Source organism: Bacillus sp. AY2-1 (genome assembly GCF_008368965.1).
GTDB classification, from domain to species: Bacteria; Bacillota; Bacilli; order Bacillales; family Bacillaceae_G; genus Bacillus_A; species Bacillus_A thuringiensis_S.
Genome location: NZ_QPEL01000099.1, coordinates 1 through 21,862 on the forward strand (window position 1 = coordinate 1; position 21,862 = coordinate 21,862).

Genomic DNA, 21,862 nt, shown 5'->3' on the forward strand with positions numbered 1-21,862 from the left:
ATGGATGATGATTCAGATGAAATGACCCAGAAGGTGATTCAACCATTCATAAATAATGAAAATGTACATTTTTATAAAAGTAATGTAGCTCATATTTCTGAAAGGACAAAAAAAGTAAGATATGCCGCTTTAATTAATGAGGCACTTAAGCATGCTAAAGGAGAATATATAACTTATATTACAGATGATAATCAATATGAAGAAGAACGTCTTAAAAAGATGTCTAGTTATCTTGATGAGAATAAAGATGTTCAAATTATTTATTCTGCATCAAAAACGATTCATATAGATGAAACAGAGATGCCTATTAAAACGGTTGAGAGACCTGCAAAAAAAATTACGAATAATGCTCCATGTACAATTGATCATTGTTCTATTATGCATAGAGCATCTGTTTTACCAATTCTTGAAAAAAGGTGGAATTCTTATTGGGATGAAGATCCTCAGTTTTACCGGATAGGAGATGCACGCTTCTTTTGGAGATTAAATCACTATTGGGATTTTTATCCCTTAGATGAAATTTTAGATATCAATTATATTACTCCCCATTCAATACATGCGCAGTTATTTGCAGAAGAAAAAAATGAATTTGTGCAATTATTACCACCACAAAGAACATGCAAAGAATTAAGGGAAGACTTAAGAAGAAAAAGAGGGTGAAAAATTGAGTGACATTTATTTGAAAAATTACTGGCTATTAAATTTAGAGTATATAAATATTTTTTCAAGGTTAAAGCATTATAATATTCCTTTACCATTACTGAGTAATTTTTATCAATATTTAGATGAAGATATAAAAAATAAAATGAAAGATAATAATTTTTACAAGCAATTGTCAATTGAGCCAATAGCAGAAACACAGTTACAGTTAGAGTTTGAAAAAATAATGTCTGTATTTCAATCAAAAATAAAAAGAAAAAACCAAAATGGAGCAATCCTCCTAAATTCAGATTATCTCCGTTTTTCAGTAAGTAACTTTACTCACTTTAATCCAAATCAAACAAAGATATTAACTAGATCAAAAAAGACCGAACTCTATGGTCTTCCTACAGTTTGTGCACCAGATTATATAAATAAATCTGCTAATACCGCACATGTTTTTATAGAAAAAGCTAAAGAAATCTTTTTAAAGTTTAATAAGCACCCACTATTTTCAAACCTCTTTTTTCAAAAAAAATTACTAAGCGACCTTCCTATCATGATTGAGAAACTTAATATGGCTCATTTTATTTTTAAAGAACAAGATATTTCTGGTGTGATTGTCGGTACTACGGAAGATATAACAAGTAGAGCTCTTACTTTTCTTTCTAGTAGTGAGGGTATACCGAGTTATTGTCTGCAGCATGGTGCAGTAATGGGGGAAGAAGCATACTTTCCGGTTTTCGCAACAAAACAGGTCGTATATGGGAAATATGAAGAAGATTGGTACCTTCAAAAAGGGGTCAGTGAATCTCAAATCGAAATACTAGGGCACCCCAGATATGATGAGATCTTTGATAGAGTATATATGGATAAAAAGAATCTTTTTAATAAATTAAAAATAGACCCCTCTACAAAAGTGGTTTTTATTGCAACCCAGCCATTTAAAACTTCATTTTATACTGAATTGACAGAAAAGTTAGTGGAAGACAAAAATATTACGGTTATTATAAAACCACATCCTTGGGAAAAAGGGCGTAATTTAGTGGGAGAATATACTAAGTTAAGTAACTTATATCCTAATGTTAAATATATAACAAATGAAGTAAACATATATGATGTTATTTTACATGCAAATCTTGTGGTTATCTCAAATTCAACAGTGGGATTAGAGGCAATGTTATTAGATATACCTGTAGTTGTTTATAAATCTTTATTAGAGGAAAGGGATTATAAATATTACGATACATTAGATTGGCTTGTAAATCATTCTATGGAGGATATGACTAGCACGATTAAAAAGGTTCTAAATAATCCTTTACAATCAAATTTAGCAAAAGAATTAAGAAGAAAATTTATTAATGAAAACTATCCGCAAGAAGCATGCACAAAAAGATTAATAAATTTAATTCAAATTGAAAAAGATTAAAATCGTCACCATTTATAAATATTTGAAGTAAAAGATTATATCCTCAGTTTTCAATGATTAATATGTATTTTAAACTTGCAATAGAAACGTATGTTTCTATATCCGGCAAACTAGTTTATCTCTCAACAAATGGATTGCCTATGGAATTACAAACAAGTTGAAGAGAGTTTTTTTGCTAAAATTATTTTTTAATATGAGGAGGTATATATTTTCATGTTTTTTAAAGATAAAAATGTTTTAATTATTGGTGGAACAGGAACAATTGGAAAAAGCATTCTTTCTAATGTTCTACAGGAAAAGCCAAAAGTGGTAAGAGTTTTTAGTAGAAGTGAATACAATCAATTTTTATTACAAGAAGAATTTAGGGATAAAAATCGAAATATTCGTTATTTAATTGGGGATATTCGTAATTATGATCGAGTATTTAGTGCGATGGAAAATATTGATTATGTATTTCATGTGGCCGCGATGAAGCATGTTTCGTTTTGTGAATATAATCCGTTTGAAGCAGTTTTGACCAATATTTTTGGAACACAAAATGTAATAAAAGCGGCAATTGCTCAGAAAGTAAAAAAGGTAGTTTTTACAAGTTCTGATAAAGCGATTTCACCAACAAATAATTACGGTGCAACAAAATTGACTGCTGAAAGATTGATTACGTCAGCGGAATATTCAAAAGGTTCAAGTGAAACGACATTTACAAGTGTTCGCTTCGGAAATGTGATGGGATCAAGAGGCTCTGTCATTCCTTTATTTGAAAATCAAATTAAAGAAAACCAAAAAATAACTGTAACGGATCTTAGTATGAGTAGATTTATGATGACACTGAACCAAGCAACTATGTTAACAATTGAAGCAATGAAAATAGCAAAGGGTGGTGAAACTTTTATATTAAAAATGCCAGTTATTTCATTAAACGATTTAAGTGAAGTGATGATAGAAGAAGTTACAAAGTTATATGGATTGTCCAAGGAGAATATTAAAATTGAAGAAATTGGTTTAAAACCGGGTGAAAAAATGTATGAAGAACTTATGACACATGATGAATCTTTACAGGCTTTTGAATTACCAGATATGTTTATCATTCCTAGCCCATTAAAAAAGGGTACTCAATATGAAAATGCAAAAAGGGCGAAGGCAGGCTTTTACCGTTCTGATAATCAAAATGCTATTTCAAAAGAAGAGCTTAGAAATTTAATATTAAACCAGCAGCTATTAACAGGAGGGGAGAAAATATGAAAATATTAGTAACTGGTGGTGCAGGTTTTATTGGTAGGTGGGTTGTAAAGAGATTATTGCAGGATAAGCATGAAGTATGGATATTAGACAACTTAGCAAATTCAACTACTGCAAATATTACCGAGTTTGCACACGATCTAAATTTAAAACAATGCATTCAAGGAGATATTAAAGATAAAAAATTAGTTGCTCAATTATTTGAAAATAATTCATTTGACCTTTGTTATCATTTAGCAGCGAGTATCAATGTTCAAGATAGTATAGATGATGCTAGAGCAACTTTTGAAAATGATACAATAGGTACTTTTAATTTGCTAGAACAATGTCTTAATTATGATGTCAAAATGGTCTTTATGAGTACTTGTATGGTATATGATAAAGCTACTAATATACAAGGGATATCAGAATTAGACCCAATTAAACCAGCCTCTCCATATGCGGGATCAAAAATTGCTGCTGAAAACATGGTTTTATCTTACTATTATGCTTATAAGCTACCAGTAGTGGTTATTCGCCCATTTAATACGTATGGTCCATTCCAGAAAACAGGTGGGGAAGGTGGGGTTGTTGCCATTTTTATAAATAATAAATTAGATAATGTACCACTGAATATATATGGGGATGGAAAACAAACGAGAGACCTTTTATACGTTGAAGATTGTGCAGATTTTGTTGTGGCAGCAGGATACTCTGCAAAAGCAAATGGTCATATTATCAACGCTGGAACAGGGCAAGATATATCCATTAATAAATTAGCAGAATTGATTTCGGGAAATAAAGTAAGCATTCAACATGTAACTCATATCCATCCGCAAAGTGAAATTCAAAAATTATTATGTAACTATGAAAAAGCAAAAACAATATTAAACTGGGAACCAAAAGTTTCTTTAGAAGATGGAGTTATTAAAACAGAAGAGTGGATTAAATCTTTAAAAATTAATCCTAAGGAGAAAGAGTAATGGTAAGGGGAATCCTCGGTATGCATGGAGGAAAGCCTGTTAGAGAAACTTATTTACCATATGGCCAGCAACAAATTGATGAATATGATATTCAGGCTGTTGTAGATGTATTAAAAGGGGATTTTTTAACAACAGGACCAATGGTTCAACAGTTTGAAGAGGCTATAGCGAAATATGTGGGAGCAAAATACGCTGTTTCCTTTTCAAATGGTACAGCTGCATTGCATGCTGCCTGCTATGCAGCAGGCATAACTGAGGGAGATGAAGTAATTACAACTCCGATGACATTTGTAGCAAGTGCAAATTGTATTTTATACCAAGGGGGAAAGCCGGTATTCGCTGATATTGACAATGGAACATATAACATTAGTCCTAAATCTATAGAGGAAAAGATTACAAACAAAACAAAGGCTATTATTCCCGTACACTTTACTGGTCAGCCTGTAGAGTTAGAAGAAATACAAAAAATAGCAAAAGAAAACAATTTGATTATCATTGAAGATGCAGCCCACGCATTAGGAGCCACATATAAAAATAAAAAGATTGGTTCAATTGGTGATATGACAATGTTTAGCTTTCATCCGGTGAAACATATTACTACCGGAGAGGGGGGGGTAATTACCACAAATAATCCTCTGTTTTACGAAAAACTTTTTCAATTCCGTACGCACGGAATTGAAAAGAATCCTCGAAATCTTCTTGAAAATCATGGGCCTTGGTATTATGAAATGCAATTCTTAGGTTACAACTATAGAATAACGGATATACAAGCTGCTCTTGGCTTATCACAGTTAAATAAATTAGACTCTTTTATTAAAATTCGAAAGAAATATGTAGACATTTATAATAAAGAATTTAGTTGTTTATCTGAAATCATCATACCAAAGCAATTGCCTCAAACCGATTCAAGCTGGCACCTTTATATTATTCGTTTAAATACTAAATTATTAAAATGTAATCGAAAAGAAGTTTACGAGGCATTACAAAGAGAAAATATCGGTGTGAATGTGCACTATATACCCGTACATTTGCAACCGTTTTATCAAAAATTAGGTTATGGAAAAGGTATTTGTCCGCAAGCAGAAAATGTATATGAGGAAATTATTACGCTGCCTCTATTTCCTAAAATGACAGAAGCTGATGTGTGGGATGTAATACAAGCTGTGAGAAAAGTTCTTTCGTTTTATAGAGTTGCTAAAAATTAAATGAAAGGGGTGTTATTAAAATTGCAAAACCAAAAATTGTTAAGAGCAGTTACAAAAGGTGACATTAAAAAAGGAGAGATTATTACAGCTAATAAAGTAACAATGGAATTAAATGTTGTAGAAAATGCGCTGACCGAGCTTGAAGCAGAGGAATTATTACCTCAGGTAGCTGTATATAATTTGTCTGCAGGTACCCCAATAACAAAAGAGGTTATTGAACCTCCAAAGGTAGTAATAATTGTACTTTGCCGCTTAAAATCTACTAGGTTACCTTTAAAGGCAATATTGCCAATACACGGAGTTCCTTCCATTGAACGATGTCTTATAAATACATTAGCTATTCCAGGAAAACACCAGGTCATACTTGCTACTTCAGATATTGCACAAGATGACCCTTTGGAAAAATTTAATTTAGACGGGAAAGTTAAGATTTTTAGAGGTGATCCAGAAAATACCGCTGATCGCATGTTCCAAGCTGCAAAACAAGAAAATGCAAATATTGTCATACGGATTACAGGGGATTGCCCAGCTGTGTCACCTGAAATAAATACTTTTTTACTAGATGAACATTTGAAAAGTGGTGCAGACTATACACAGGCAGAGTTAAGTACGTTACCTGTTGGAACAGCAGGTGATATTTTTACATTAGAGGCAATCGAACGATTACTACAAACCCCAAAACCTTTAACTTATGCAGAATACCTTCCGTTTTATTTTATTAATAATCCACATTTATTTCGTATCAATGTAGTGAAACTTCCTCCAGCAGTTTGTTATCCTACTTGGAGGTTAACATTAGATGAACAACCAGATTTAGATATGTTCAATGAACTTTATAGAGGTCTGAATGTAAAATCTAAACCTTTATTCTTTCATCAAATAAAAGATTACATCCTTCGAAACCCTGAACTTATTGAAATTAATAGTCATGTAAAATTGAAATGGGCAAATCAACAATCATTAGTAGATGAGTTAAATAGAGAAACGATATTATAAATTAATAAATTGTAGTGCTTTTAGTGAGGAGGGAGTATCTTGCTTGAGAAAAAAATTGCCTTTCGCGCCGACGCATCTATTGAAATAGGTACCGGTCATATTATGCGTTGTTTAACACTGGCCCACGAGTTACGGAATAAAGGTGCTCAAGTATATTTCATTTGTCGTAAGCTAGAAGGTGATTTACATCAATATATTTTAAATAAGGGATTTTGTGTGTTTGTATTAGATGGAGATGGTGAAAATACAAATTTCTTAAGTTCAGAACACGGGAGTTATTTAAATTGGCTCAAATATCATTGGTTTGTTGATGCACAGCAGACCAATGATATTTTGTCGCAACTTCCCAAGTGTGATTGGTTAATCGTTGATCATTATGGATTAGATAATAGGTGGGAGTCTGCTTTAAGAAAAACTGTAAGGAAAATCATGGTAATCGATGATCTTGCAAATCGAATGCACGACTGTGATTTGTTACTAGACCAAAATTTATACGATAACCCTAATGATCGCTATAAAGATTTAATACCAGAGCACTCATTAGTAAAATTGGGGCCTAAATATGCTATATTACGGCCAGAGTTTCATGCTGCTAAGAAATTTTCACGAAAAAGAACAGGAGAAATTGAGAGGATTTTTATTTTTTTTGGTGGGCATGATGTAACAAATGAAACATTAAAAACATTAAGAGCCTTACAAAATATAAATCAAGATAACTTAAAAATAGATGTTGTGGTAGGAAGCCAAAATCCGCATAAAGAGGAGATTCAAACTTATTGTAAGAGTGTTTCTAACGTTTCATATTATTGTCAAATAGAAAATATGGAAGAGCTTCTCGTACGAGCGGATTTAGGGATAGGAGCTGGAGGAACAACCACATGGGAACGCTGCTTTCTTGGATTACCTTCTATTACAATTACAACTGCACAAAATCAAATTGAAGTAACCAAGGCTGTAGCAAAGGTTGGAGCTACATGGAATATTGGTACAGCTGAAAGTGTTTCGGATAAAGCAATTATGGAATGTCTAAACAAACTTTTATCAAATTCTAAAATAGTGAAAGAAATGTCTAATAAAGCTCTTTCTATACAGTGTGCCAGTAATTCAAATGAAATAGCAAAAAATATTTTAGGAGGATAGTATGTTAGATATTGAGGATTTTCAATTGGAAAGGTTAGAAAAGAAAGATTTAGAACTTATTTTAAATTGGCGGAATGCAAAAGAAATACGTTCAGTTATGTATGAAGATCATCAAATAACAATAGACGAACATTTAAAGTGGTATGAAAAACTCGTAATGGATGAAACAAAGGTTGCAAGAATATTAATATATAAAGAAAAACCAATTGGATTTGTTAATTTTACAAAAATAGATGAAATGAATCGAACTTGTTATTGGGGATTTTATATAGGTGAAAAACAAAGTGTAAGACGTGCCGGAACTGTATTAGGTTTATTAGCATTAAATTTTATTTTTGAAATTAAAGACATACACAAAGTATATGCAGAAATAATAGAATCAAACTGTATTAGTTTAAATTTTCATCAGAAACTTGGTTTCCAAGAAGATGGAAGATATGAAGATTATATTTATAGGGACAATGATTATATAGATGTCATTACAATGACCTTGTCCCGTGAACAATGGGAGGAAAGAAAAGAAGCTATAAAAATAGAACTTGAAGGTGAAAAAAATGAGTAATGTATATATCGGAGGTAGAGAGATTGGCAATAGTTTGCCACCATTTATTATTGCAGAAATGTCAGGAAATCATAATCAATCATTAGATAGAGCGTTGAAAATTGTAGAGGCAGCTGCGGAGGCCGGGGCACAAGGATTTAAAATTCAAACATATACACCAGATACAATGACTTTAAATATAGAAAATGGTGATTTTTCAATTCACGATACGAAAAGTTTATGGAAAGGCAAATCACTTTATCATTTATACAAAGAAGCATATACACCATGGGAGTGGCATAAACCAATTTTTGATCGCTGTATAGAGTTAGGGATGATACCATTTAGTACGCCTTTTGATGAAACAGCTGTAGACTTTCTAGAGACATTAAATGTTTCATGTTATAAAATTGCATCTTTTGAAAATACTGATATCCCCCTCATACGTAAAGTAGCCGCAACAGGAAAACCAATAATTATTTCGACAGGTATGGCTTCAATTGCCGAACTAGATGAAACAGTAAGGGCTGCGAGAGAAGAAGGGTGTAAAGAACTAATTCTATTAAAATGTACGAGTACGTATCCTGCGTCTCCAAAATCTACAAATATAGTTACCATACCTCATATGAAAGAGTTATTTAAATGTCAGGTGGGTTTATCTGATCATACACTGGGTGTAGGAGTATCTGTAGCGAGTGTTGCCTTTGGGGCCACAGTAATTGAGAAACATTTAACACTCTCGAGGTTAGATGGAGGAGTTGACGCTAAATTTTCAATGGAACCAGCTGAATTTAAATTATTAGTAAGCGAAACTGAAAAAGCATGGGAATCTTTGGGGAATGTATATTATGGACCGACTGATATAGAAAAAGATTCTTTAAAATTTAGAAGATCATTATATGTAGTAGAAAACATAAAAGCGGGAGAATTCTTTACAAATGAAAATGTTAAAGCTATTAGACCAGGGAATGGCTTATTACCAAAACACATATCCAAAATTATTGGGAAAAAAGCGAATAAGGATATCGAAAAAGGGACGCCTGTTTCATGGGATTTAATTTGATATCGAGGAAATGAGAGTGTTTATAGAAAGATTTATAACAAAAATACTATTTAAGTAGAGAATAAATTTTAAAGGCCCTGTTTAAAAACAGGGCCTTTAAAAAGGGCATAATATTTAACAACTGAAGGTACCTTCATATTACCATTATTGGAATATCGATACCATATGTTAGGTGTTGAGAAATAAAAAGTTCATTCGGTACAACAAAGTGGCCAGCGAAGCTAGCTAAACACTTGTTGCACAAAAGAAAATTAGGCCCTGAAAGTAATAGATATGTAACCTAAAGTTACATTTATAGTGTTAACAAGCTTGCATATATTATACGAAAAGGTATCTAGTAAAAAATTTATTTTGTAGAAATAAAAAAGAAATTGTCACCGGATCACCTTTTGATAAAACAGCGTACTTTCAAACATAATATATTCAAATCCTTATGATATATGTAAATAAAAGAGCAGCTAGTGAAAGCTAGCTGCTTAATAAAGAAAAGAGAAGAACTACAGGGACGTTTAAATGAGTTCTGGCTTTCGCCTATCTTTAGTATTGACGGAATGTTTAGTTTTATGCTGAAAAACTTAAGAAGAGCATCTATAAAAAGACCTCTTTAAGGAAGAAATGAGATATTGAAAAGTGAATTAGGTTTTTAAAATTCAAGAAAATATATGACTATTTCATTATAATGTGACGATGAAACATAAAATAGTAGTTAACAAACTGGCCAGTATGGAAGCACAAACTTTGCATTTCAGCAAGGTAGGAACTATTTAATTGGTTTTGTACTGTTAATATTAGTTGCAAGTATTGAGTGGGATCAATGGCAAAATTTATCTTGTCCAATGTATATTATTGGATTTGCATCAATTGTTATATTAAAAATACTACCAGAATCAACATTTACTCCCGTTAAATTGGGAGCAAAAAGATGGTTTCAATTTCCTGTTATTGTTCAAATTCAACCATCGGAGTTTTTCAAAATTGCACTAATTATATTTGTCGCAAATTTAGTAATGAATCATAACGCTAAATATATGATTCGGACATATAAAACTGATTTCCTGTTGGTTGGAAAAATTATGTTAGTCTCAATTCCTCCTATTGCTCTGGTATATAGCCAGCCAGATACAGGGATGGTGTTCTTATACGCAGCATCTATTGTATTTATTCATATCAGGGATTCAAAAGAAATTAATTGCATTTTGTACATTCATTCCGGTAACTCTACTATCTACATTAATATTTACATACGTAAGATATCCAGATTTTTTCTTTAAAGAATTAGTTACTAGGTTAAAACCTCACCAACAATCACGCATTATAGGTTGGCTGAATCCAGCTGAAAATACAGATCAAGGGTATCAAACGCAACAATCTCTTTTAGCTGTTGGAAGTGGCGAATTACATGGAAAAGGATTTGGTCAAGGAAGTGTATATATTCCTGAAAAGCATACTGATTTTATTTTTGCTACCATCGCTGAAGAAGGTGGATTTATAATAGCGGCTCTCGTTGTATTGGTCTTGTTACTTCTTATATATCGAGTAACTATAATTGCATATTCAGCAGAGAATCTGTTTGGTACATTACTATGTGCGGGGCAATTAGTGTTCTAACACTTCGAATCTTCGAAAATATTGGTATAATGCCAGTAAAAGGAATTGCACTTCCTTTTTTATCATATGGAGGAAGTTCACTGTTTTCAAATATGATAATGATCGGGCTTATCTTATCGGTGCATAAAAATTATAAAAAATACATGTTTCAAGTGAAATAAAAGTTAAGAATATGTTATAGATTAATTTGAAGAAATCCCCTTGTGCATCTATATGCACAAGGGGATTTCTATTTTAATAAAGCTGTGACTGTAAAATAGTTGTTATAAAGTGGATTCTCTTATGAAAAGTATGCTGTGTTATCACTTTTGTATGAATTTTTTCAACCATTAATCTTTTTGAAATCGTGTCATCCAAATAAAGAGATACTTTATTTAAACAGTCTTCAAAGCTGTTATAGGATATAATTTCATCTTTATTGAAGAACGATAAAAGATCAGACTTTTCTTCAATAATTTGAAAGCCTTGGCAAGCGGCAATATCAAACGTACGATTATTAATAGTATTATTTTTTACTTTATTTTTATTTTTATTTTGTGGAAATAGATGACTACGATGAGGATTTAAAATAAGACTAGCGTTGTTATAATAGAGCGCAACTTCTTGAGGTGGAATCCATTCTTCTATAATTTTAATTCTTCGGTGATTTTTCCATTTTTTTAATAACTTATTTCTCCAATGTCGGCCAATAATAGTATAGTGATAGGGGGTATTTTCTAAAAGGAAATGTATTAATTTTACTCGGTTTGGATAAGGATAGCCAATGAATAATACTTCACTTTTATATTTTATATTTTTTAGACTAGGTTTAAATACGTCTATATTAGTTGCTAATGGTAAGTGATATACATTGGTATATCCTAAAGCTGTGTAATATTTAAGTGCTTCGCTATCAATAGTAAATATAAAATCAAAGTTATTTAATAGAAGAAGAGAAGTATCTATATAAAATGGATCCTCAGTTAACCATACAGCTAATTTAATGTTCCATTTTTTAAAATATTGAATTGCTTTTTGTGGTAGATGATTACCTAATAAGGTGAATACAATATCGGGATGAAAAGTTGTTGTAATGAAATCCAATTGTTGTATTAATTCACTCGGTTGTATCGCTAACCATTCGAAATTTTGATCTATAAGTGTTCCTTGTATGCTTTGATCTAGATATTGATAAATTTTTGAGTAACCAGAAGTAATGTATAAGAGTTTCATATTTCAACCCCTGCTTTAGGTTTAAAATATATTATGAGATAAACGTAACACTTTCTATTTCTTTACAACTAATTTTAGTAATACTTGTAGTAGGAGGAGTAACTGAATTTTCCTCTTCTAATGTGACGATACAAGTATTAGGGTTAAAATTTGTAAAAATAGCAGGTCCAATAATATTCCCAGATTTACCAGTCACAGTAACGACTTCGCCTGGCTGTAAATTTTTAAAAATACTACATACTCCACCTGAACAACCAAATAAATTGCATAAGAACAAATTTATTCCTCCTTTAAACAATATACTATATCATATGAAGTTTTGTAGAACGATGTGTAGACAAGTAACCTTTAGAAGAGAAAAAATTTAAATTAAAGCAATTTATTGAAATAATAGGTCAATAGAATGTTACATCTCAGGGGATACTGATTAGATTTTTCATGAAAAAAGACATTCATTAGAATGTCTTAAATATGGATTAAGCTAGAAAAATATGAATCATTTTAAAGAGTGGTTAAAGTAACACTTTCTATATCTTCACAACTTATGAATGTAGTATTGGTAGATGAAGGGGTTATCACATCTTCTTCTTCCAATACTACTGCACATATATTCGGAAAGAACAGTGAAAAAGTAGCAGGTCCAATAATTTGACCTGATCTAGTAGTAATTGTAACAACTGTTCCCGTTGGCCACGAAGAGAATAGAAAACAAGCTAAACCTGTACAATCTGCCATAATAAATCCTCCTAACTTTAAGTTTTAATTGAAGTAATAAAGTCCAAACATTTTATAGTGTATGTGGGAGTAACATGAAGTGCTTGGACTAATAGAAATCACTTTCTGGTTTTATCTCTTTATGATCAATGAGATAACTATTAAATCCTACAATACAAAGGTTTAATAAATACAATATGGTCAGAAGGTTTAATGAAAAAGATATTCTATGATATAGTAATTAGCTATTCCAAGGTCAAAATACTGTGAATAGGAATTATAAAGTGAGGAATTTTTCAGAGTAACAAATGGAAGTTTTAATAATGTAACAAAAATTGAACATAATCTTCATTAAAAAAAAGAACACAAATCAGTGCTCTTAGAAAGTAGACTATAGGGCTTTCGGATTAGTATATACTATCATATGCTCGTTTTTTTTAAGGGTGTAAACAAAATTAAATAAAAATAATACATATGAGGTTTTTAAAAGAGTAATAGCTCAACAGGATGGATTTGCATACATATAAACTAAATAACCATAATTTCATTTGTAAATTTATATAAACAAAAATATTTGAAAACAAACTTTTCGCATTGCTAAATTGAATATTCCGGTTCTTATAAGTGACAAAGGATACTTTGAGAGAGTATTGAGACAAGGATAAACTGTAAGGAAAAATTATATAAGTGATTAATTAATATAAAACCATCCTATTATTGTATATGTGGACACTGGATGTTTCTATGTAGTTTGTTTCAAGTGACTTATAATCCAATGTCTATTGGCATGTGATGTAATTAAATGTAGCTAGAATACAGTATAATATTGAAAAATATAAAGTTTGTAGTGTTTGAAACAAATTAAAGAAGTAACATAAGGAATTTACGCATAAAGTAATGTTGATGGTAAAATTAACAGAATTTTCATTTTAATAAGATAAAAATGTGATGTTTTTAACGTATAATAATTTTACTACGATGAAAATACGGCCACAAATTAGTTAATTTAAAAATTAAATTTAGATAGGAAGAGGATAATGAAGACCAGAGATAGTTATAAAATTATTGTCGTTGGTGCTGGGACTGCAGGACTATCTTCTACTGCACATTTATTAAGAAATATCCCCCTATTGAAAGAAAGTATAGCGATTATTGATCCGTCAAAAAAACATTATTTTCAGCCACTATGGAGTTTAGTGGGGGGAGGAATTGTTTCAAAGGAAAGTACAATGCGTGATCAAGAATCGCTTATTCCAAAAGGGGCAACGTGGATCCCTAAAAGTGTTGTTAAGTTATTTCCGGATGAAAATAAGATACTGTTAGATGACGGACTGCTGCTTGAGTATGAAATTCTTATTGTAGCAGCTGGTATACAAATAAATTGGGAAGGTATTAAGGGCTTAAAAGAATCTATTGGGACTAATGGGGTATGTAGCAATTATTCTTATACATATGTTGACTCTACTTGGAGAGAAATCGAAAAATTTAAAGGAGGAAATGCGCTTTTTACCCACCCTAATACTCCTATTAAATGCGGTGGTGCTCCACAAAAAATTATGTATTTAGCAGAGGAGTATTTTTGTAATAGTGGTGTAAGAAACAGAAGTGAAGTAATGTTTTATTCTGCAAACACTGACATATTTCAGGTTCCACGATATGCAAATACTTTAGAACAAGTACTAGAAAGAAAGCAAATTATAACGAATTATAATAAAAACTTAGTAGAAATTATCGCCGAAAAGAGAGAAGCAATTTTTGAAGATACGCAAACGCTGAAAAGAGAAACTATACCATATAGTATGATACATGTTGTTCCACCAATGGGGCCACCAAATTTTATTAAAGAGAGTGAAATAAGTGATTATCAGGGATGGGTAGATATAAACCCTTATACTTTGCAGCATGTAAAGTATAAAAATATTTTCGGACTTGGAGATTGTACTAATTTACCTACTTCTAAAACTGGAGCGGCAATTCGAAAACAAATACCTGTCTTAAAACAAAATATTATGGACGTACTTAGTGGAAGAGATTTGCAGGCTAAATATGATGGGTATACATCTTGTCCAATTATTACAGGATATAAAAGTCTTATACTCGCTGAATTTAACTATAAACATGAGCCTCAAGAAACGTTTCCGTTTAATCAAGCGAAAGAAAGGTATAGTATGTTTTTACTTAAAAGATTTATGTTGCCATATATGTATTGGAATTTTATGTTGAAAGGGATCCTATAGGAGAAGATAGAAAGTGGTTATAAAAATTGAAAAGCAATTTGAAATACCTATTTGGAGGGAATAGCTATGCTTTTAAAATATTTTTATGATGAAAAATTAGCACATGCTTCCTATTTAGTCGGTTGTCAGAAGGAAGGCGTAGCAATTGTAATTGATCCAGGTCGCTATATAGAACAATATATAGAATTTGCTAAGAAAGAGGGAATGGAAGTAATTGCTGCGGCTGAGACTCATATTCATGCTGATTTTCTTTCTGGGTCTAGAGAACTTTCCAATCTTTATCATGCAAATTTATATGTATCTGATGAAGGAGATTGTGATTGGAAATATCAATATCTTAATAAAGGTCGATACAAATTGGTTAGAGAGGGCACAGAGTTTAAAGTAGGTCATATAAAATTTAATGTAATTCACACCCCAGGGCATACGCCTGAAAGTATTTCTTTTTTAGTGACTGATACAAGTCAAAATAATTATACGAATGATAAACCGATAGGAATATTCACAGGTGATTTTATATTTGTAGGAGATATAGGAAGACCGGATTTATTAGAAACTGCATTCGGTATGAAAGATACTGCAAAAATAGGAGCGAAACAATTATTTGATTCTATACAAAAAATAAAAATACTTCCTGATTATTTGCAAATATGGCCATCACATGGTGCGGGAAGCGCATGTGGAAAAGCATTAGGAGCAATTCCAACTTCTACATTAGGTTATGAAAAGATGTTCAATTGGGCATTTCAGTGTAATGAAGAAAGTGATTTTATATCAACTTTATTGACGGGACAGCCAGAGCCTCCAAAGTATTTTTCATTAATGAAGAATTTAAATAAGTATGGTCCGCCAATTCGTAAGAAGAGAAAAAGTAATGCTATTAATACAGTAGAAGAACTTCAAGAAATTTTGAAGAGCGTTCATCAAATAGTTGATATAAGGGATGTAGAGAGTTTTGCTGCAGGTCATATCGAGAAGTCAATTAACATACCTTATAACAATTCTTTCACAACTTGGTGTGGATGGTTATTAGATTATAAAACAGAAACGTTAATAATTCTAGATGAGGAAAAGGTTAAAGTGGAGGCAATTATTAGAGAATTTGAATCTATTGGGTTAGATAATATTATTGCTTTTGCACCCTTAAAAGTAATACAAAGACTTGATAGATTTGAAAGTTACAAAGAAAAAACATCGATTGAATTATATCCGCATATAAAAGGTGGAAGCGTTAAGGTTATCGATGTGCGTAGTAAAAAAGAGTGGGAGGAAGGACGCCTTCATGATGCAATACATATCACTTTAGGTAATCTATTTGAACAACTAGATTATATACCGAAAGATTGTCCAATAGTTTTGCAATGTCGAACCGGATTACGTTCCGCTATAGCAGCTAGTATTTTACAAAGAGCTGGTATAAAGGAAGTAGTGAATTTAAAGGGAGGATTTCTTGCATGGAAAAAAGAAAGGCTTCCTTATACAACAAGCAATCTCAATGTGTAGGAAAATATTATTACGAGATCAGTAAAATAGTAAAGAAGGTCGCCATTCACGGCGACCTTCTTTACTATGCGTTATACCCAAATAATTTTAAATCTTCTTTAGACCCTGAAATAATCTTCTCAAATCGTAATCCTACTTTTTCTAAAAGCTTTCCTGAGGCGATGTTATCTATAGAAGTAATTGCTACAATTCGATTCATGCCGAGCTTTTGTACACCGTATTCGATTATTGCAGAAGCTGACTCGTAGCCATATCCTTTTGAACGGAATGTTTCTAAAAAGGCAAATCCGATATCAACGTCTTCTAATGAATCTCTTTTAATAAGGCCACACATACCAAGTGGAGTGAGATCTTCTTTTCGTTCTACTAAGTAAAGGCCAAATCCGAGTTTGTTATACATATCGATGGGACCGTTTACAATATAATTTTTTGCGTCTTCTAACTTTCTAACTCCTTTGTCACCGATAAACTGAATCCATGCAGGATCGTTTACTAACTCAAGAATAAAAGAAGCATCTTTTATATCAAACCAACGAAGGTTAAGACGTTCGGTTTCAAGAACTATCAATGATTACACCACCTTTAAAAAGTTATAACAATTAGTATGGATTGTGTAAAATAAAAGTGCAACATATTTTAATGGGGCTTTGTTTGTTCACATAAAGTTCGTTTGTTTTGTATAGAGAGATATTTTATAATTAGGATTGATTGTAAAGAGTGAGGTGCTTATACAATGACTCCTAGGTGACTAGGAGTTTTTACTATATAACTATCATTATTACTAAATATGACACACTACACATTCTACTCAAGGAGGTACATAATGAAGAAATTATATAATGCATCGTTTACGTATTTGATTATCGGTTTATTATCAGGGATTTTCGCTAGGGAGTATGGTAAGTATAAAGGGATTTTAGGATCTACTTTGTTAAATCTTTTGCATACACATACACTTGTACTTGGCTTTTTCTTCTTTTTAATTGCTTTAGGATTAGCAAAAGTATTCGCGTTTCATGAAGTGCAAGGGTTTAATAAGTGGTTTGTTTTACATAACATTGCATTAACATTAATGTTAGGTTCGCTAGCAGCGAGAGGGCTTCTTCAGTTAAATGGAGCTGACTTTAAAGGGTTAACTTATATTGTAGGATTTTCTCATTCGTTGATGGCAGTTACTTTAATTTGGTTTATGTTGTTAATAAAGAAATCGTTTAAAATGTAGTGAAAAAGAACTTGTAGCGTGTGCTGCAGGTTCTTTTTTGTATGTTCAGGTTTAATAATCTTATTTTTCTAATTATTTTGTATAAAGATGGTATACTTGTTTTAAAATTAAAAAGGAGAGTTGATTATGGAAATAACAATTGAACATGTAGTAAATGAATTAAAAGGCATACTTCCCGAAGATCGAGTAGTTGTAAATACGACAGTAAGAGAGTTACATAGTAAAGATGAATCTTATCATACTAGTAGTTTACCTGATGTAGTTGTTTTTCCAAAAACGACCGAAGAAGTTAGCGCGATAATGAAAATAGCGATTCAGCACGGAACAGCTGTCGTTCCATTTGGAGTAGGGTCCAGTTTAGAGGGACATGTAATTCCTTACGAAAAAGGAATTACAATGGACTTTTCTCTTATGAACAAAATACTTGAAATAAGAGAAAAGGATTTTCTTGTGAGAGTACAGCCAGGGGTGACGCGCTCTCAGCTTAATAAAGAATTGAAAAAGTATGGATTATTTTTTAGTGTAGACCCAGGAGCTGATGCAACGTTAGGAGGAATGGCTGCTACAAATGCGAGCGGAACGACAGCGGTAAAGTATGGGGTAATGCGTGATCAAGTTCGAGATTTAGAAGTCGTTCTTGCTGATGGAGGAGTAATACATACCGGGAATTTAGCGGCGAAGTCATCATCAGGTTATCATTTAAATGGTATTTTCGTAGGATCAGAAGGAACACTTGGATGTTTCACGGAGTTAACTTTAAAAGTATACGGTATACCAGAACATGTTATGGCTGCGAGGGCATCGTTTCCAACTATAAATGATGCAGTAGAAGCTGTAATTAACATATTACAAGCAGGTATTCCAATCGCGAGAATTGAACTCGTTGATGAATTATCTATGAAACAAGTAAATCATTACAATGAAACAAGTTACAGAGAAGAACCGACACTGTTTTTAGAGTTTCACGGCAATGAAGCAGGGTTAAAGCAAGATATTGAATTTACGAAAGAAATCGTTCTTGATCATAAATGTAAAGAAATTGCGTTTGAGACGGAAACAGCAGCAAGAAATAAACTGTGGGATGCAAGGCATAACTTAGCGTACTCTTACGTGCATAGTTATCCTGGTAAAAAGCTAATGAGTACAGACGTATGTGTGCCAATTTCGGAATTAGCTGGCGCGATTCAACATGCGAAAGAGGTATTAGATAAAGTAGGGCTTACTGGCGGTATTCTAGGTCATGTTGGAGATGGGAATTTCCATGTACTCTTAATGATTGATACAAATGATAAAGAGGAAGTAAAGAAGGCAGACGAAATAAACGAAAGTATCGTTCTGTATGCTCTTAAACGAGGAGGAACATGTACAGGAGAACATGGCGTTGGAATCGGAAAACGAAAGTATCAAGAAGAAGAACATGGGGCGGCATTATGTGTAATGGAGAAAATAAAGAAAGCTCTTGATCCGCAAAATATTTTGAATCCGAATAAGGTGTTTCAATTAAAAGATAGGGGCTGATCGGGTGAAAGTACTAGAAGCGATAAGTAATATAGCTGGAAAGTATTTTGCATTTTGGGTTATTTGTATTTCAGCTATTGCATATTTCATTCCCGCGCCATTTCTCGGGTTAACTAGTTACATAACGATTTTACTTGGGGTTGTCATGTTTGGGATGGGATTAACATTGAAGGCTGTTGATTTCAAAATCATAGCTACAAAACCATTACCAGTTATTATCGGTGTATGTGCTCAGTTTATTATTATGCCACTTGTCGCATACGTACTAGCCTACGTTATGAATCTGCCAGCGGAATTAGCAGCTGGGTTAGTGTTGCTCGGTTCAGTACCGGGTGGCACTGCATCAAATGTTATGGTTTATTTAGCAAAAGGGAACTTAGCGTTGTCTATTGCAATGACTTCAGTATCAACGTTACTAGCACCAATTGCTACACCGCTCATTCTACTATTACTTGCAGGGCAATGGATGCCAGTAAATGCTATGTCCATGTTTCTTTCTATCGTACAAGTCATTATTGTGCCTATTATTTTAGGACTAGTAGTGAAAAAGTTTTTCCCTCATATCGTTAATAAAGGAATGACTGTTATTCCTTTAATATCAGTTGTAGCAATTATCATAATTGTTTCTGCAGTTGTTTCAGCAAATGTAAGTAGCATTACTTCTTCAGGACTTCTTATCTTTATTGCGGTGATGCTCCATAATGCTTTCGGTTTTTTGCTCGGATATATAACTGCGTTCGTACTTGGACTAGACGAAGGGACAAGAAGGGCTATTTCAATAGAAGTAGGAATGCAAAATTCAGGTTTAGGTGTTGCACTGGCGACAGCGCATTTTGGACCGGCTGCTGCACTCCCAAGTGTATTAGCGGCAGTATGGCATAACATTGCAGGGCCAATATTAGCAACCATCTGGTCAAAAAATGCAAAAAATGAAAAGAATACTTTTAGCGATGAAAATGTATTAATAAATATAGAAAAATAGGAATGATAAATAATGCAAAAACGTATTGTACATTTTGAAGGAATGGTTGTATTTTTAGCCGCGATTTATATGTATTCGATATATGAGTTTAGTTGGATTATATTTTTTGTATTCCTTTTAGCGCCGGATCTATCAATGTTAGCATATGGGATTAATAATCACGTTGGTGCGAAAATATATAATGTATGTCACACATATATCATATCCATATTAATTGTTCTAATAGGTGTCTATTTTAAGATAGATACCGTTATAATGATTGGCTTAATATGGACAGCACATATTGGAATGGATCGAATGTTTGGATATGGATTGAAATATGAGACGGATTTTAAGGATACTCATATTCAGAGGTTATAAGAAAAAGTATTCATATTTACAGCGGGTCTATTAAAATATTGAACAAAATTCAGTGAATGAATTTTGTTCAATTGTTGAGAAATATATATATAGATAGATACAAATAATCGAATTATGTTATTTTTATGATAATTAAAAGAAGGAGAGTGGATTTGATGAATATACAAATCACTGGCAATGAATTAATTAATAAGATGCTGAATGATTGGTATCGAGATATTAGAGCTCAACGTATAAGTGAAGCAAAAAAATTAAAAGAAGAGATCGATAAAAAGCTTTATATTATCGAATCAGATGTAAAGGTTTCATTTCACTATTATCTGTTAGAATTTCGATATAAAGTGCTAATAGATGGTTTAGGTAATTTGAAAAAAGCTTTTGATAAAATAGATGCATTGCCTAAACCGAATGATGAATATTCTAATTATTATTATTATTTATTCAAAGCCATTCATTATACAATTCTTACTAATTATAGTGAAGCTAGCAACTATTTTGAAAAAGCTGAAGGGTTATTAGAGCATATTTCAGATGAAATTGAATATGCAGAGTTTAATTATAGAGTTGCTATATTAAAATACCACTTGCATTACGCATATTCAGCTATTGAATACGCTTCAAAGGCAAGAGATATCTTTGTTAAACAAGCAGGGTATGAAGTGAACATAGCGCTGTGCGAAAATATATTAGGATTATCTTTTTCGGAATTAAAGCAGCATGATAAAGGTGAGGAATATATTGCGTCAGCAATAAACATTTTACAAAAAAATGATGCTGAAATGTTAGTATTAAGAATCAGACATAATTTAGGTTTATTGTATGCGAGTCAAAATCTTTCAGTTTTAGCAATTAGACACTTATCTGAGGTTTCTAAAAAAATGCCTACTCATTATAAGGCAATCTTTTTAGAGGCAAGAGAATATTATAAATTAGGTGAAATAGAAAAAGCGAAGGAATTAATTGAAAGTGGATTGAAGGTTTGTGAGGAATTAAAAAATGATGAATATAGATATCACTTTTTAATTCTAAAGGGATTTTGTCAGCATTTAGAGGTAGAAAAAATAGAAAAAATTATTCTTGAAGGTTTTTCTTACTTTGAAAGAAAAAATTTATCGGAGTATATTCACGAATATACTGAAAGTCTGGCATTAGAGTTTCATAAAGTAGGTAATATAGAAAAAGCAGAAAAGTATTTTTTTATGAGTTATGAAATAAAAAAGAGAATATTTGAAAAAGAAGCATTAAAATAAAGAAAAAACTTGGATTATCTATAATGGGAATAGCGGCTGGAGTTA

General features: G+C 32.1%; 20 protein-coding genes and 1 pseudogene. 17 read left to right on the forward strand and 4 right to left on the reverse strand.

Features of this window, described 5'->3' with window-relative positions; genetic code table 11:
- From DN403_RS21865 to DN403_RS21910, 10 genes and pseudogenes are all read left to right on the forward strand, one after another.
- Nucleotides 1–660, forward strand: a 660-nt coding sequence (locus tag DN403_RS21865) for a glycosyltransferase (protein ID WP_149185735.1), incomplete at its 5' end; no start/stop codon positions are given.
- Nucleotides 661–664: 4 nt separating this feature from the next.
- Nucleotides 665–2,068 carry a CDP-glycerol glycerophosphotransferase family protein gene (locus DN403_RS21870; protein WP_016098778.1) on the forward strand — a complete coding sequence of 468 codons (1,404 nt, stop codon included), beginning with the start codon at nucleotides 665–667 and terminating at the stop codon, nucleotides 2,066–2,068.
- Between the two features lie 213 nt (nucleotides 2,069–2,281).
- Nucleotides 2,282–3,307, forward strand: a complete 1,026-nt coding sequence (locus DN403_RS21875) for an SDR family NAD(P)-dependent oxidoreductase (RefSeq protein ID WP_000465155.1) — start codon at nucleotides 2,282–2,284, stop codon at nucleotides 3,305–3,307.
- Nucleotides 3,304–4,266, forward strand: a complete 963-nt coding sequence (locus DN403_RS21880) for a dTDP-glucose 4,6-dehydratase (protein WP_000699376.1) — start codon at nucleotides 3,304–3,306, stop codon at nucleotides 4,264–4,266. Before DN403_RS21875 ends, DN403_RS21880 begins: the two co-directional genes overlap by 4 nt.
- Entirely contained in the window at nucleotides 4,266–5,471 is a 1,206-nt protein-coding gene (gene pseC / locus DN403_RS21885) for a UDP-4-amino-4,6-dideoxy-N-acetyl-beta-L-altrosamine transaminase (protein ID WP_000251480.1), read from the forward strand. Before DN403_RS21880 ends, pseC begins: the two co-directional genes overlap by 1 nt.
- On the forward strand, nucleotides 5,472–6,467 hold the full coding sequence (locus DN403_RS21890; protein ID WP_000679359.1) for a cytidylyltransferase domain-containing protein: 996 nt from the start codon (nucleotides 5,472–5,474) through the stop codon (nucleotides 6,465–6,467).
- Nucleotides 6,468–6,506: 39 nt separating this feature from the next.
- Nucleotides 6,507–7,607 (forward strand): UDP-2,4-diacetamido-2,4,6-trideoxy-beta-L-altropyranose hydrolase, encoded by a 1,101-nt coding sequence (gene pseG / locus DN403_RS21895; RefSeq protein WP_149185736.1) that lies wholly within the window; start codon nucleotides 6,507–6,509, stop codon nucleotides 7,605–7,607.
- 1 nt (nucleotide 7,608) lies between these two features.
- Nucleotides 7,609–8,169 carry a UDP-4-amino-4,6-dideoxy-N-acetyl-beta-L-altrosamine N-acetyltransferase gene (gene pseH / locus DN403_RS21900; RefSeq protein ID WP_000884084.1) on the forward strand — a complete coding sequence of 187 codons (561 nt, stop codon included), beginning with the start codon at nucleotides 7,609–7,611 and terminating at the stop codon, nucleotides 8,167–8,169.
- A complete protein-coding gene (pseI, locus tag DN403_RS21905) occupies nucleotides 8,162–9,211 on the forward strand; it encodes a pseudaminic acid synthase (protein WP_000073381.1) in 1,050 nt (349 codons plus the stop codon). Before pseH ends, pseI begins: the two co-directional genes overlap by 8 nt.
- Nucleotides 9,212–9,921: 710 nt before the next feature.
- Nucleotides 9,922–10,980, forward strand: a pseudogene (locus DN403_RS21910) (FtsW/RodA/SpoVE family cell cycle protein); the annotation flags it as partial.
- Between the two features lie 73 nt (nucleotides 10,981–11,053).
- Here the strand turns inward: DN403_RS21910 and DN403_RS21915 are convergent.
- The 3 genes from DN403_RS21915 to DN403_RS21925 all read right to left on the reverse strand — a co-directional run bounded on the left by DN403_RS21915 (nucleotide 11,054) and on the right by DN403_RS21925 (nucleotide 12,766).
- On the reverse strand, nucleotides 11,054–12,031 hold the full coding sequence (locus DN403_RS21915) for a CgeB family protein (protein ID WP_000772272.1): 978 nt from the start codon (nucleotides 12,029–12,031) through the stop codon (nucleotides 11,054–11,056).
- 31 nt (nucleotides 12,032–12,062) lie between these two features.
- Nucleotides 12,063–12,308, reverse strand: a complete 246-nt coding sequence (locus DN403_RS21920) for a hypothetical protein (protein ID WP_000477970.1) — start codon at nucleotides 12,306–12,308, stop codon at nucleotides 12,063–12,065.
- Nucleotides 12,309–12,532: 224 nt separating this feature from the next.
- Nucleotides 12,533–12,766 carry a hypothetical protein gene (locus DN403_RS21925; protein WP_000752669.1) on the reverse strand — a complete coding sequence of 78 codons (234 nt, stop codon included), beginning with the start codon at nucleotides 12,764–12,766 and terminating at the stop codon, nucleotides 12,533–12,535.
- Nucleotides 12,767–13,782: 1,016 nt separating this feature from the next.
- Between DN403_RS21925 and DN403_RS21930 the strand changes: the two genes are divergently transcribed.
- Both DN403_RS21930 and DN403_RS21935 read left to right on the forward strand, forming a co-directional pair.
- Entirely contained in the window at nucleotides 13,783–14,982 is a 1,200-nt protein-coding gene (locus DN403_RS21930; protein WP_000857326.1) for an FAD/NAD(P)-binding oxidoreductase, read from the forward strand.
- 66 nt (nucleotides 14,983–15,048) lie between these two features.
- Nucleotides 15,049–16,485, forward strand: coding sequence for an MBL fold metallo-hydrolase (locus tag DN403_RS21935; RefSeq protein WP_000925303.1), 1,437 nt, complete (start codon nucleotides 15,049–15,051; stop codon nucleotides 16,483–16,485).
- A 64-nt stretch (nucleotides 16,486–16,549) separates the two neighbouring features.
- Here DN403_RS21935 and DN403_RS21940 read toward each other — a convergent pair whose 3' ends face one another.
- A complete protein-coding gene (locus DN403_RS21940) occupies nucleotides 16,550–17,053 on the reverse strand; it encodes a GNAT family N-acetyltransferase (RefSeq protein ID WP_000636210.1) in 504 nt (167 codons plus the stop codon).
- A gap of 255 nt (nucleotides 17,054–17,308) precedes the next feature.
- Here DN403_RS21940 and DN403_RS21945 point away from each other — a divergent pair, with 255 nt between their 5' ends.
- The 5 genes from DN403_RS21945 (at nucleotide 17,309) to DN403_RS21965 (ending at nucleotide 21,817) form a co-directional block, all read left to right on the forward strand.
- Complete coding sequence (locus DN403_RS21945; protein ID WP_000737896.1) at nucleotides 17,309–17,707, forward strand: DUF2871 family protein; 399 nt, start codon at nucleotides 17,309–17,311, stop codon at nucleotides 17,705–17,707.
- A gap of 126 nt (nucleotides 17,708–17,833) precedes the next feature.
- Nucleotides 17,834–19,225 (forward strand): FAD-binding oxidoreductase, encoded by a 1,392-nt coding sequence (locus DN403_RS21950; RefSeq protein WP_000406587.1) that lies wholly within the window; start codon nucleotides 17,834–17,836, stop codon nucleotides 19,223–19,225.
- A 4-nt stretch (nucleotides 19,226–19,229) separates the two neighbouring features.
- Nucleotides 19,230–20,207, forward strand: coding sequence for a bile acid:sodium symporter family protein (locus DN403_RS21955; RefSeq protein WP_000865847.1), 978 nt, complete (start codon nucleotides 19,230–19,232; stop codon nucleotides 20,205–20,207).
- Between the two features lie 12 nt (nucleotides 20,208–20,219).
- On the forward strand, nucleotides 20,220–20,567 hold the full coding sequence (locus DN403_RS21960) for a DUF4260 domain-containing protein (RefSeq protein ID WP_001172057.1): 348 nt from the start codon (nucleotides 20,220–20,222) through the stop codon (nucleotides 20,565–20,567).
- Nucleotides 20,568–20,722: 155 nt separating this feature from the next.
- Nucleotides 20,723–21,817 carry a response regulator aspartate phosphatase gene (locus tag DN403_RS21965; protein ID WP_001025501.1) on the forward strand — a complete coding sequence of 365 codons (1,095 nt, stop codon included), beginning with the start codon at nucleotides 20,723–20,725 and terminating at the stop codon, nucleotides 21,815–21,817.
- Nucleotides 21,818–21,862 lie beyond the last annotated feature (45 nt).